Annotated in this window: 12 protein-coding genes; 4 read left to right on the top strand and 8 right to left on the bottom strand. The window is 61.0% G+C overall.

The features are described 5' to 3' along the window. Positions 1 to 118 precede the first annotated feature (118 nt). Positions 119 to 502, bottom strand: a complete 384-nt coding sequence (locus SJY26_RS01280) for a hypothetical protein (protein WP_396594346.1) — start codon at positions 500 to 502, stop codon at positions 119 to 121. Between the two features lie 464 nt (positions 503 to 966). On the opposite strand from SJY26_RS01280, the gene SJY26_RS01275 reads away from it, so the two are divergent. The 4 genes from SJY26_RS01275 (at position 967) to SJY26_RS01260 (ending at position 3,792) form a co-directional block, all read left to right on the top strand. Next, positions 967 to 1,347 (top strand): hypothetical protein, encoded by a 381-nt coding sequence (locus SJY26_RS01275; protein WP_396594362.1) that lies wholly within the window; start codon positions 967 to 969, stop codon positions 1,345 to 1,347. A 45-nt stretch (positions 1,348 to 1,392) separates the two neighbouring features. Next, positions 1,393 to 1,653, top strand: a complete 261-nt coding sequence (locus tag SJY26_RS01270) for a hypothetical protein (protein WP_396594361.1) — start codon at positions 1,393 to 1,395, stop codon at positions 1,651 to 1,653. Between the two features lie 815 nt (positions 1,654 to 2,468). After that, on the top strand, positions 2,469 to 2,807 hold the full coding sequence (locus SJY26_RS01265; protein WP_396594360.1) for a hypothetical protein: 339 nt from the start codon (positions 2,469 to 2,471) through the stop codon (positions 2,805 to 2,807). After that, positions 2,800 to 3,792 (top strand): hypothetical protein, encoded by a 993-nt coding sequence (locus SJY26_RS01260; protein ID WP_396594359.1) that lies wholly within the window; start codon positions 2,800 to 2,802, stop codon positions 3,790 to 3,792. The genes SJY26_RS01265 and SJY26_RS01260 overlap by 8 nt, the downstream gene beginning before the upstream one ends. Positions 3,793 to 3,819: 27 nt before the next feature. On the opposite strand, the gene SJY26_RS01255 is transcribed toward SJY26_RS01260, so the two are convergent. The 7 genes from SJY26_RS01255 to SJY26_RS01225 form a co-directional block, all read right to left on the bottom strand. Beyond that, positions 3,820 to 4,404 (bottom strand): HNH endonuclease, encoded by a 585-nt coding sequence (locus SJY26_RS01255; RefSeq protein ID WP_396594358.1) that lies wholly within the window; start codon positions 4,402 to 4,404, stop codon positions 3,820 to 3,822. A 110-nt stretch (positions 4,405 to 4,514) separates the two neighbouring features. Further along, entirely contained in the window at positions 4,515 to 5,462 is a 948-nt protein-coding gene (locus SJY26_RS01250) for a hypothetical protein (protein WP_396594357.1), read from the bottom strand. Then, the gene (locus SJY26_RS01245; RefSeq protein ID WP_396594356.1) at positions 5,459 to 6,397 is read right to left on the bottom strand and encodes a restriction endonuclease; all 939 of its coding nucleotides are present in this window, start codon (positions 6,395 to 6,397) and stop codon (positions 5,459 to 5,461) included. The genes SJY26_RS01250 and SJY26_RS01245 overlap by 4 nt, the downstream gene beginning before the upstream one ends. Then, positions 6,384 to 7,157: a M48 family metallopeptidase gene (locus SJY26_RS01240; protein WP_396594355.1), complete on the bottom strand. Its 774-nt coding sequence runs from the start codon at positions 7,155 to 7,157 to the stop codon at positions 6,384 to 6,386. The genes SJY26_RS01245 and SJY26_RS01240 overlap by 14 nt, the downstream gene beginning before the upstream one ends. Then, positions 7,157 to 10,204, bottom strand: coding sequence for a type I restriction endonuclease subunit R (locus tag SJY26_RS01235; RefSeq protein WP_396594354.1), 3,048 nt, complete (start codon positions 10,202 to 10,204; stop codon positions 7,157 to 7,159). Before SJY26_RS01235 ends, SJY26_RS01240 begins: the two co-directional genes overlap by 1 nt. Next, positions 10,201 to 11,430, bottom strand: coding sequence for a restriction endonuclease subunit S (locus SJY26_RS01230; RefSeq protein ID WP_396594353.1), 1,230 nt, complete (start codon positions 11,428 to 11,430; stop codon positions 10,201 to 10,203). Before SJY26_RS01230 ends, SJY26_RS01235 begins: the two co-directional genes overlap by 4 nt. Then, complete coding sequence (locus SJY26_RS01225) at positions 11,420 to 12,919, bottom strand: N-6 DNA methylase (RefSeq protein WP_396594352.1); 1,500 nt, start codon at positions 12,917 to 12,919, stop codon at positions 11,420 to 11,422. Before SJY26_RS01225 ends, SJY26_RS01230 begins: the two co-directional genes overlap by 11 nt. Positions 12,920 to 12,992 lie beyond the last annotated feature (73 nt).

The raw sequence follows: 12,992 nt of genomic DNA, 5'->3' as shown, positions 1-12,992 counted from the left end.
CAACGCCGTCCCCCAAAACGGATGGTGTCAGGCACATCGACGAGCGGCTCTGGAAGCCCGGCTTTCCGGGCCGCTGGATGGCTGGTTTCGGGGGGTGTTTGGGAGAACGGGAACAAGGCTACTCCGGCTCCCCCTCAATAAACTTCCTGCGCCGCTCTGGGTCGGTCTCTTCAATGAGATCGAGGACAAACCTCGCGGCATCCTGCTTCTTCTTGTTGATCCGCTTCTTCGGCGGGACCGGGACAGAGGAGGCCGGGGTAGGTGCTGTTGGAGGCCAAGGCCGCCGTCCGCTCATCACCTTGCCTGTCTCGGGGGAAATGACCTGACCAGTTCGCTTGAACTCGTCGAGCCACGACTGCGGATAAAGCGCAGTGCCCCCCGCCTTCTTCTGATAGAACGGCGGTCTCTTGTGGGGTTCCACATCCATGGCCGCAGACGTCTTGCCGATCTTCGGAGCGGCCTCGTCGCGTAGGAAGACTGGCTCCCCCAGCAGGGCGGCCAACTCTTCCCGCTGCTTCTCCCTTTCGGACTTTCGGACTGACGGCATCGACTGGCTCGAATTTATTTCGTTGCCAAACTCGTCGCAGAGAAGCGGTTAAGTTTGGCAGAATCGCACCTTTGATGCTGGCGCCTTTGCCAAACTTGCCCCGAAGCGATCCAGCCTTTGCCAGACCCGTTCCCTTGAAGCGGTCAGCATTGCCAAACCCGCTCCCAGAGCGAACCGCGCGGGCAGTTCTGGCAAATTGCCCTTGCTTGTCAGGCAGATGATCTCGGGTATCTTGATGATGCTTGGCCAAGCCGAGGAGAGTTGTCGCGCTCTCCCGTAGAGACCTCATTCAAGGTCTCGTAACAATAGAGATGGGGAACCAGCCTCATCTCTGCCGGGACTTCTATCCCGATCAGACGACCAAAGCCTCAGCCACCACGCTGGGGCAGCGATGAACTGTGGGCAATAATGCGACGCGCGTGAACATCAACAATGGCTTCATCCGCTACATACAAAGAAACTTCACGACGATGACGATGACGAACACGAAGCGAACGGCCCACCGAGAATGGCTCAACGACCTCCGCAGCAGACCGCGTGAGGAAGCAGCGAAGCTGATTGCGGACCGATTTCCGAAATGGTCAGAGGCGGAAATTCAGCGCGGGTTGAAGTATCTTGAATCCCCGCCCCCATCGGCGAGGAAAATCGCAAATCCGCCGCTCACCAAGCGTGTGAAGACGGAGCGGGCAAAGTTGAGCAAGGCCATCGCTCGGGCCAGAAACCTGCCCGCTCGCTACCAAGACGAACTGTCCCGCAAGCTGTTGGCCAAAGCCGAAGGGGGCCAACTTGACGATCTCTGACGGGGTGCTCGTCGCGCGCCACTTCATGGATGAAGGGATCGGTCCGTGAAGAATCTCAGCCTCACAAAGGGCCGACAGCCAACCAAGGCTGAACGAAAGAAAGCCGCTCGTGAGGAGGCAGAGCGGCGAGCTATGGCGAAATGCCCAATTCCTGTTCCGAAAAAACCAGAGCGTAAGCCTCTCTCGAAGACGCCGAAAAAGGCCCCAGAGCCGGGCAAAATCTACACGGCCGCCGAGCGGGAGAAGCTCATCCAGAGCCGCCCCGATCTCCAGAATAAAATGGAAGTTTCGCCGCAAGATAAGTAAGATTGGAACATAGCACTCAGGGGTTTGAACGCGGGACGCGCCCCATCCGCACACTGGAAAAGGCCGGGATTTAGACCGGCACAGGAGCTAAGAGTGGGCAAGTGGAACCCGATCTGTCGGGGCCGTCCATACGACAAGGTTCGAAGGAACCGTCGTCCGCGATGCGGGCGTAGGCAACATTTGATTTGGGGTCCGTCGAGACAGAGTTGAAGCCCCAGAAGCTCACGGAGCGTCCCCTCGTTCGGCACTCGTGAGATGCGCCGCCCGTGAGCAATGGGCGGTCAACCGTTGTGAGGTGATACGTTACTCAGAACTCGCCATTCAGTTGGCAGCGGATCGTCCAAGGGACGACGCGGTTCAGATACCCCTGTCACTATTCAGGATGGCGCGATTTGCTGGCACCGGGCAACCACCAGCGGGTAACACCAAACGTCGCGGAACGAGGTTCATACCGGCTCAGGAATGAAAACATCCCCCTGTCTCTTCTGCCTCTGCCTCGTCGAATGACGAAATCCAGTGTGTGGAAGGGACAGGGGGATTTGTTCAATTGGTCTTGGAATGAGCGAAGATCATTCTCGTGATCATCGTGGATTAGGAAGCCAACGCATCCAATGTCGCTCCGTGTGGTCTGCCGGCGAACGGCAGTGAGCGAGGCAACCGCACGAGAGCCGTTCGAGCGAAGCTCGGACGACACCCATCCTCGACAAGATCACTTACCTCCGTTTTGGTTGACGAGTTCGAGTTCCATGAGACCCTGATCTCCTTTGACAGGAGGGGACTTGGTTCCGACCAACGAGCCGATGAGGTGCTTCGCCATGCGCGTAGATCACCTGCCCAACGGACAACCTGACACCAATGAACTGGAGTGGTTCCTCAACAAGGCCGTTGGCGAAGCCCAATGGCTGATGACGACGGACTGGCTCTTCACCGATCCGCCCGAGGTGGAAGAGCACGGGCAAACCGTGCCGGTGCTCGTTCCCGAGGTCGTCGCAGTTCGGTTGCTGCTCAGCGATCTCGAAGGCCCGGTTCAACGGGTAGTCCACGATCATCCCGTAGTTGGGATCGAAGGCCGCCGCTGGAGATGGGCCGCGTTCGCCGCGCAATCCAATGACAGAGGCGAAGGCCGCTTCCCTTGGGAACTGGCGCATGGGTGAGGACGGCCTGTTAGGTTGGTCCACTGACGCGCTCGTGAAACTCGACGATGAGGTGCCCGGCATCCTGTCGCGCGTGTTGAAGGCGTCTCCTGCGCGTCGTCAGTCAATCTTTGCGGCACTGGCAGCCCGTGAAGTTAACGACGGACTTTTCCAGCCCACCGTCAGTCTATTCCCGCCCGATTTCGCCGAGGTGCTGCGCCACGGCCGCGTGAGCGATATCCTGCGATGTGCGTATGGCGAAGTTCCTGACGGCTTCCCCGGTGCGCTCGAACGCATCGGGGAGCGACCTCTGGACCGCCCGGAAGACTATCTGGCAATCCGAGATGTGCTTGCCTCGGACGATCAGCGTGCCGCCACCGCTTTGCGATCCGGCGGCAAGATCACCCGAACGAAGATGCGCGTTATGGCGGCTCTCGATCCCCGATGGGTTCACGCCAACACGCTGAGCCGGATCGACAGTCCGGTCGAGGCCAACACCTTCAACCACGCCATCGTTTTCGTTCAGTCTGTGAACTCCAAGGCGAAAGATGAGGCGGTAGCCGACGCTATCGCTCGAATGAACCCGACCTCGACCCTGCCCCGGCTGCTTCAGCGCATGTTAAGGCGCGCGGATCGCCTTCCGCCTCATCCAGTCACGGTCGAAGACAATGAGCTTCTTCCGCTTCTGACGGTCAACCAGCACCTCCAAGTCGGGCGACGATATCGGAATTGCGTTTCGTCGAAGGTGCCCGAGGTCGCCGCAGGGCGAATGGCCTTGGCAGAGTTCCGAGGCGAGGTTCTGTTGGAGTTTCGACAGCTAACGGCCAACGCTGGGTGGATGCTTTGGGAGGTCCACGGCCACCGTAATGGCCCTGTCGATCCGCGACTGGCGGACGAAGCGGCCCTGAAGTGCGAGCACCTCGGAATCCCGCGACTGAACGACCGCGTAGGAGGGACCGACTGGCACAGCTACCGGCGGTTCACGCGCGACGTGGACTGGGGCTGACAGCGTGCCCCGTCTATCAACCTGCGCCTAATCCGCTGAAGTGCCCGCTATGGCTGCTCGCAGTTCATCGAGCGTCAGATCGCCGGATCGGTGAAGCATCCGGTGACAGTTCGCGCAGACCAGCGCGAGGTCTGTAATCCGGGTAATGACCGCCTCTTCCGATGCGGAAAGCGGAACGACGTGATGCGCCTCGATATAGCCCAAGCCTTTCGGGCCATACGCGGAAGCGAAGTCGAAATCGCACACTACGCAAGCCAGACGACCGGTGCGTTTGAGCACCTCGCGCTTGAGCTTTTTTACGAGATCAGCCGACCTTCGCTCACGCCGAAGGTGTGCCCGTAGCACCGGCGATCCTTCGTGGACGCCCGCCTGATCGAGCCAATCGTCTTCGGCGTCATCATCGGTCGTCGGCGCGAACGGGTCCGGTCTATCCCAATGGTCGGGGAACAACTCTTGAACCTCAAAGCCGAGAGCGGTGAGCAGGTTTGCGGCACAGTCAGGGTTCGCGATACCACCAGAAATCTGCTTGCTGGTAAGCGGGCGCGCGACTTGGGGAACGTGCTTAAAGGCGACAGCGGCGATTGGCTTCGAGTTCGAATGCCTCGCCTTCAAACATCAGGGCATACCGCCTTGAGCGATGGAACCCATACTCCCTGCGGAAGGCTTCGTGACCCTTCGCCCGGCACTCGCGGATCGTCTTTTCGACTGCCTCAACTGTCAGCTTATTCCGCATCTGAAATGCCAGCTTGTCCCATGATCCATCCCTCCCAAATTGTCTCCTCTGATACCGTGAGAGGGCGTTCTGGACGGCCACCGACCACGACTTCCACCATCCCCATCAGGCCCAACATCGCGTCGAAACGGTCTTCGCCAGCGGCGTCCGTCCCGAACCCATCTTCGATCTCATCCAGAGCATCCGCCTCAATCGAGACTTCGCGAGAGGCCGCCCAGTCGATGATTGTCTGGGAATGACTACGCCGATCAGACTGGCGGCGTTTGCTTTGTGATCGGGTGAAACGCACTCCGACATGGCCGTAGGCTTCGGCCGGATATGTCTCGGAAAAGGTGATCCCGCCGCGCTGGGCCAACTCCAACAACGAGCCGTCGAACGGCCAGAGATGAGCACCCGCCATCAAACCCGGCCGGAGCACCTCCTCCCAGCCTGACAGGGCACCCCGACCGACCTGATTGCCGCCGAGGGTCCAGAAGATCGAACAAGCTGCCCGCCGCGTCCCCGTAGCCCGCTCCGACCGCCTGAGCAGTCCTTCCCAGTCGGACACAGCATGGGCCTCGACCAGATGCGCCCGTTTCACGCCCTTAGCTGCTCCGGCCGGATAGAATGGACGGGCTTGGCTTATCTCTTCAGGACGTCGCGAGATGGTGCGGAATTGATCCCATGCGCCCTCGTCCAGATCGCGCAGGAAGGTTGGAAAGTCAGGAAAGCCCGTGCCCCGTCCATAGGTCTCCGGCAGACCAATCGGGAAGTCGAACCCCCCGAGCAATGGCGGATCGGCGGTTGCCAGCAACGTGGAGAGGATATCGTCTGCTCGAACCGTGGGTGAGACCATCCATCGGTTGTCACGAAAATCAGCCCGCGCCATCCAACGCTTTTTAGGAGAGACGCTCCAGTCGGCGTGGATCAGCGTGCGAAACGGGATCGCGAGCGTCACGACAGGTCGGTGTCGGCGAAATAGTCCTGATCAATGTCTTTGATCACATAGCGGGTCCGCTCCCGAACGCCGACGCCGTGTTTGACCATCAACTGAGCCAGTGCCACGCCGTCGATCAGAACAACACGCTGTTGGATGCGTCCCACATACTCGCGGGCCTCCCGCGAAAACGATGAGGTCGTCACGAACACGCCTTTTGTGGCTCCCTCTCCAGTCAGTGAACCGATGAATCGTTGGATGTCGGGACGCCCGACAGTGTTGTCTGGAGCGTATCGTTTCGCCTGAACGTAAACGGCGTCCAGACCGAGCGCGTCCTCGTTGATGATGCCATCAATGCCGCCATCACCGGATGCTTTGGTCATCCGACCATTCTCGATGTCACCGCCGCCGTAGCCCATCGCTATGAGCAGATCGAGGATCAGCCGCTCGAATCGTTGCGGTGTGATGCTGCGGATTGCCCCGCCAAGATCATCTACGAGTGCGGCGTTCAGGATTGCGCTGGCGGCCGACATCGCGTCGTCAGGCGTCTGACTTTCATCGACGGTTGGCACAGCATTTTTCTCGACGGACCGAGTGGACGAGTCGCCGGATTTTGATCGCTCGACCCAATCCGAAAACCCATCGAACTCGCCGAGGAGTGCGTTGTCGATGCGCGCCGGGTTTCGTTCCAGCAGAGAGCGGCCTTTGTCGGTGATGACGTGGAGGTTCCGCGATGGCGAATAGAGGAGACCCGCTTTTGAAAGGTAAGTTCTGGCCCAGTGCGTTCGGCTTTGGAGCACCGTGATACGGCCGCTCGGGATAAGCTCCTGCGCTTCCTCATCACTGATTCCGAACTCGTCCCTAATCCGTGGGACGCATTCGGCGACATTCTTCGCACCCGCCCCGAACAAACGGAGCACCGGCAACATAAGGGTCTCGTAGTCAGGAACGGGCATGTCGTCCTTTCAAACCGTCAACACGCGCTTCGAGAAAAGCAGCGTCCAGCGATCCTTGATGCGTATCGAGCCAGCCTTTCGGCCGCTCGTAGCCCGGCAGCAACGTCGCCAGATAGGCCCAAAACTCCGGCCCATGAGATCGAACCTTCAGGTGGGCGAGTTCATGGACCACGACGTATTCGAGGACAGCTTTGGGCGCGAACACGAGCGTCCAGTTGAGCAGGATAGAGCCAGACAGTCCGCACGCGCCCCAGCCGGTTTTCATGTCGGCGACGCGGATGGTGCGCGGCTTCAGGTCGAACCGTCTCCGGTAGGCAGATGCGATCTCCATCACGTCGCGCCGCACGCGCCGCTTCAGCCAGAGCTTGATCTCGGTGGCGACGATGCCGTCCGAGTCCTCGTCCCGCACCCACGACGGCAGGTCCACGAAGAAGCCGTTGCGGTAGCTGATCTCGACGTGGGCGCCGTCGTGACGGCGGACGGTCAGACGCGCATTCCTGCCCCGGCAAGGTATCTTCGAGCCGGTCATGAACCGGGGCACTACGGCGCGCTTGGCGGTCGCCGTCTCAAGCTCGCGAAGGGTGTTGAACAGCCACTGCCGCTTCCGGTTCAGGAAGGCGTCGATCACGGCGTCATCGTCGGTCGTGAGGGCCAGCACCTCCACATGACCGGGCGTGACTGTGATCCGTCTCTCAGAGGCCGCTGGAGAGCGTCGAAGCTCGTAGGCCACCTCGGTCTGGCCGATGCGGACCATGCCCATCAGTGCGACCCGGCGTAGGCGTGGATGGCGTAGTTCTCGATCTCGTCCCTGACCCCGTTGGCGTCATCCAGTTCGAGCGGACGCAGCACCTTCCGAACGTCACGCCGAAGCTCCTTCTTGTAGCCGTCCATGAAGAACCACGACGGCTGGCTGGCCTGTGCGGTCGCGTAGAGATCGCCGACCTCGACTGCGACGGCCTGAAGGTCGCCGTGCTCGGCGTCGGGCGCGTGCGGCTCCATAATCCGCAGAATGGCGAAGGCGCGCTCGTCCATGCCCAGTTCGGTGTGGGCACCCGCCTCGGCCTCGATACCGCCGGTGAGGTCTTCGAACGCCTTGAGGCCCTCTCCGGCGGCGATCTGGCCTTCCTCGAACCGGCGGATGATCTCCAGCACGCGCTCGGAGAAGCGACCGTATTGAGCGGGGTTCTTATCGACCAGTTCGCGGGTCACCCGCTTCAATTCAGCGGCCTTTCGGATGAAGGATTCTTTCTGCTCCTCCTCCGACTGGCCCTCGGTCTGGAAGTCGTCCTTGAAGTCGGGGTCAGTGATGTTGCGGAGGCGGACGGTCGTGCTCAGGCCGGTGGCGCGGACGTGCTCCTCCAGCATGTCCCTGATCTTGGACGAGTAGGTCAGGTGATCGAGGCTCTCATCTTTGGTGATCGCCTGTTGGGCCAGCCGCAGGAAAGCGGCGGCCCACTTCATGTCCTCGGTGAAGTCGAGGATGGCCGGGTCGGGCGACAGGTCGCCATAGGTCCGCACGAAGTGGCGGCCGAGACGCTGAAGCTCGAACCAGTCGTCCTCTCGTCCATCCGAGACGAGCTTCTCCATGGCGTAGGCGGCGGCCTTCTCGTCCATACCGTTCAGGCCCATCAGACGCTTCAGGCGCATGAACTCGGCGTGGGTCTTCCGCAGGTCACGGCGCAGAAGATCGAGATCGGTTAGGGCGTTCTGGACGTCGTCAGCCCGATAGGACGAGAGGGCGTCTTCGAGGTTCTGGGTCACCCCGATGTAGTCCACGATCCGGCCGTGTGGCTTATCAACCGAAGTGCCGTCAGGCCGCTTGATCGAGCAGGTGCGGTTGGTGCGGGCGATGGCCTGAAGCAGACCATGCTCGCGGAGCGGCTTGTCCAGATACATGACGTGCTCGTTCGGCGCGTCGAAGCCGGTCAGCAGCTTGTCGCAGACGATCAGGAAGCTCGGCTCGTCGGTGCTGCCCTTGAACGCCTTTTTGACCGCCTTCTCTCCCTCGTCGTCGAGGAAATAGGCGTTCAACTGCTGGCGCACGCTTTCGATGGCGGGGTCTTCGGAAGGATAGCCGTCCGTCTGGGCTTTGGAGAAGACACACGCAATCATCCGGTGCGCCTTTCCCGCTGCGTCTCCCTCGGCCATGCCGTCCTTGATCAGGTCGGCGGCGATCACCTCGACCAAAGCGGCGCGGTAGAGCACGACGGACTCGCGGTCGATGGCGACGATCTGGGCCTTGAAGCCGTCCGGGCGGCACGTCTGTTTGAAGTGTTCCCAGATGTCGCGAGCGATCAAGCGGATGCGGTCGGGGTGCTTGGCGATCAACGCAAGGCTGACGCCCTTCTGCTTCAGCTTCTCTCGCTTCTCGTCGGGCAGATCGACGAACCAGCGGTCGAACAGGATGTCGATCTGACTCTCGTTGATCGACCATTCGGTCTTCCGGCCTTCGTAGAGGATCGGCACGGTGGCACCGTCACGCACGGCATCGTCGATCCCGTATTTGTCGAGGTAGGTCTCCCCCGGCTCGCTGAAGCGGGCGTAGGTGTCCTTGTCGGCCTTCTTGATAGGTGTGCCGGTGAAGCCGAAGAAGCGCGCGTTGGGCAGGGTCGCGGACAGGAAGGCCCCGAGGTCTTTCTCCTGCGTGCGGTGACACTCGTCCACCAGCACGATCCAGTCCTCCGAGTTCGGAATCGGCTCCTTGGAGCCTTGGAACTTGAAGATTGTAGACATCAGGATTTGGCCCGAGCCGCCGCGCGCCACAGCCTCGCGCAACTCGCCGACCGAGGCGGCCTGTTTGGGGTTGGGCAGACCACAGGCGACGAAGGTCTTGGCGATCTGGTCGTCCAGATCGATCCGGTCGGTGAGGACGAGGATGTTCGGGTTCTGGAGCGTCGGCGCGTCCAGCGTCAGATGGGTCTTCAGCTTCAGGGCGAGGAACACCATCGTCAGGCTCTTGCCCGAGCCTTGGGTGTGCCAGATCAGGCCCTTCTTCTTCGTCCCTTCGGCGACGCGGTTGACCGCCTTGTTGACGGCCCTGAACTGCTGATAGCGGCAGACCTTCTTGATCCGCTGTCCGTCGTCCGGGTCAGTCTCGAAGACGATGAAGTGCGCCAGCAAGTCGAGCAGCCGGGACGGCTCCAACAGGCACCACAGGTCTTTCGACAGATCATCGGCGAACTCATCGCGCGTGTGCGGCCACGGGTCGGGCCAAGGCGCGTAGAACTTCGCCGGAGCGCGAGTCGCGCCATATAGCGTCGCCATGCCGTCCGTGACGATGCTGAAGGCGTTGGGGTAAAACAGGCGCGGGATATCGCGCTCATACTGCTTGATCTGTTCGAACGCCTGACCGGAGCGGTCCGCCGCCTTCAGAGGGCATTTGGCTTCGATGACGACCAGCGGGATGCCGTTGACGAACACCACGAGGTCGGCGATCCGCGACCGCTGCGCCTCGACCTTGAACTGGCGCACAACGTGGTAGCGGTTCCTATCTGGCCGCTTGAAGTCGATTAGGGCGACCGGCTTATCTTTCGCCTCACCCTTCAAACGTCGGGAATAGGCACCGCGCAGACGTCGCTGCCATTCTTCGTTGTCGGAGAGGGTGGACAGGTCGCTATAGATCGCCTCGGCGTCCTCGGCGGCCAGCCCCTCGTTCAGAGCCTGAAGAGCCTCGATCAGGACCGGCTTGAGCAGGACGCGGTTCGGCTCCTGCCGCATCAGCATCGCCGCCTCGGGATGAAGCGCGACGTAGCCCATGGCCGTGAGGGCATCGAGCGCGGGCTTCTCGGCGAGGCGGTATTCGCTCATGCTGACATCCTGACACGGCCCAAGAGGAGGTCGTGCGATAGTGCCTCCCGCAGTCGGCGCATGTAGACGCCCCGTTCCCTCTCGATGCCGATGAAACGGTCGAGGCTACCGATTTCCGAGACGATCTCTTGCTGTCGGGGCAGGGATAACGCCGGAACTGGAAGCCTCTTCAACTGGGAGGAATTGATCGAAGCCAGATTGGTGGTCCGCTTGGCGCAGGATAGGAAATATGCGCGGCCCAAATACGACTGTGTAAGCAGGGCAAGAAAAGCTGAGGATAGCCTCTTTCCGTCTGGCCGAACCGCGAAGACGTGGTTCTGATGGAGGCATGGCTCGATCTCGCCAGTCCACACACCGCCACGGCCCAACTTGTCGTAATCGCCACCCTCGGTAAGGAGCACGTCCCCCGCTCGGAGGCTGTAGCGCGAAACAGCAGCCGGATCGACATCGACGCTTTTCACCTCGGTCAAGTCGATCCAACCATCTTGGACATTGGCAACGCGGAGGTATGGAAGAGATACCTTCTCCCCTTGGCGACCAGCATTTTTTGCCAGACCTGTCCTGACGTCGGCGACAGCTTCCAATGGCCAATCTTCGGTCGAACTTGCCTCGCTCCGCATCACATCATCGAGCGTAGCCTGTCTAAGGGAACGCGCAGCCCTCACCGACGCTTCAAGTGCCGATACAGCTTCATCTGCGGACCGCAGCACCGCAGCGATCCGCCGCTGCTCGTCGAGCGGGGGAAGCGAAAGCGCAATGTCGCGGAGGACTGTGATCTTCAGGTTTGCCAGACCTGTGCTGCCCTGAACTGTGTCGGATATCGCCTGCTGGACAGCAGACGAGCGGATCATGTGAAACAGGAATTCGGCATCGACCTGTGCCTCATCAGGTCGAATGCCGAAGAGCAGGGAAGCATAGAGATAAACGCCCGGCACATTGATGCGGACGGCATTGCCGATACGGGCTGGGTTACCGTTTGAACCGACCATAAGGATGTCGCCAAAGCGCACGGTGCTGCTCGCGACCGCTTTCTGCGAAAGGCCCTTTAGCCATACGGTTTCGTCGAGCTTCAGTGACTGCTGAACATTCCGAATTCCGAGCACCGGCAATGCGCCGACCGTGATCTCGCTGGTTTCGTTCTCGTCTCGCCAGCTAATGCCACGAGTTATGTCTGCGAGGGTGCCTAATGTGGTTTGCGTCCACCCTACCGGCACGTCACTCGACATAACCGAGCCTCTTCAGGTGCCCAAACATAACAGCTTCGGCCTCGTCGCGCTTCGCGATCAGACCTTGGAGCTTGGCAACCTCTGCGGCTACATCCACGGCCTCTGCGTCCATACCGGTCTGGACATAGCGGCTGATGTTCAGGTTGGAGCCGTTCGCCGTGATCTCCTCGACAGGCACAACACGCGCCAGCTTCTCGATGTCGGCGAAACCATGGAAGGCGTCGGCCATCGTCCGCACATTGGCGTCAGTCAGATGGTTCTGGGCCTTACCCGGCGTGAATGTCGCGTCTCCGTTGACGACCAAAACCTTGCCTTGCCGCTCGGCGGGCTTGGTCTTGCGAATGATCAGGATCGCCGCCGGAATACTCGCGCCGTAAAAAAGGTTGGGTGCCAGTCCGATCACCGCTTCGATGACGTCGGCCCTCAGCATGGCCTCGCGGATGCGACCCTCGGCACCACCCCGGAACAGCACGCCGTGAGGCACGACCACGCCCAGCATGCCATCGTCCTTCAGTGAGGCAACCATGTGCTGGACGAAGGCGAGATCACCGTAGCCCTTGGGCGGCACGCCGTAGACATCGCGCCCGTATTGATCGCCGTTGGTCCAGACCTCGTGACCCCACTCCTTCACCGAGAAGGGCGGGTTGGCCAGCACCCGGTCGTAGGCTCCGACGCCGGGCAAGAACTCACCCGCACGCGGATCGTATCGCTTCGGATCGAGAACCGTGTCGCCCTTTGCGATGAACGCGTCGTTGATGTCGTGGAGGAACAGGTTGATCTGGGCGATGGCCCATGTGTCCAGTTCCTTCTCCTGCCCATAGAGGGACAGGCTGCGAGGGTCTTGGCCCTTGGACTTCAGGTGTTCGACCGCTTCCAGCAGCATACCGCCGGAGCCGCAGGTGGGATCGTAGATCGACATGCCCGGCTGGGGATCGAGGCACTCGACGATCAACTTCACGACCTGTCGAGGCGTGTAAAACTCGCCGCCCTTCTTGCCCGCGCCCTCGGCGAATTGCTCGATCAGATACATGTAGGCGTCGCCCAGCATGTCGGGCGGCACGTCGCTATTCCGCAGCCTGTGCTTCTCGAAGTGGGCGAGCAGCCGCTCCAGCCGCGCGTCGGGGAAGCGTTCCTGATTGGCAAAGTCCACGTCGCCGAACACGCCGCGCAGACGCAGGTTGGCGTCTTCAATCGCGGCGAAGGCATTGTTCAGGTGCTGACCGATCTGGGTGGCGTTCTTCCTGACCGCATTCCAATTGTGCTGGGGCGGGACGTGGAAACGGTGCTCCTCGGGATCAGCCGCCTCCTCGCGGTCTCCCGTCTCGGCCAGCAGAACCTCGAACTCCTCATCCCACACGTCGCAGAGCCGCCGGTAAAAAAGCAGGGCGAAGATGTAGTCCTTGAACTTCCCAGCATCGACGTGGCCGCGCAGGATATCCGCCGCCTTCCAAAGGTGGGTTTCGAGTTCGGATTGCGTAAGCGTAGCCACTGAAGCCCCCTGTGCGTGGAGCGCACAGGGCTGTTGAATCGAGGTATGACCGCAGGGTCAAGGTTGGGCTGGG

Source organism: Brevundimonas sp. R86498 (assembly GCF_044598075.1).
GTDB lineage: Bacteria > Pseudomonadota > Alphaproteobacteria > Caulobacterales > Caulobacteraceae > Brevundimonas.
The sequence above is the reverse complement of the archived record's forward strand: the minus strand, read 5'-3'. Positions and strand labels throughout refer to the sequence as shown.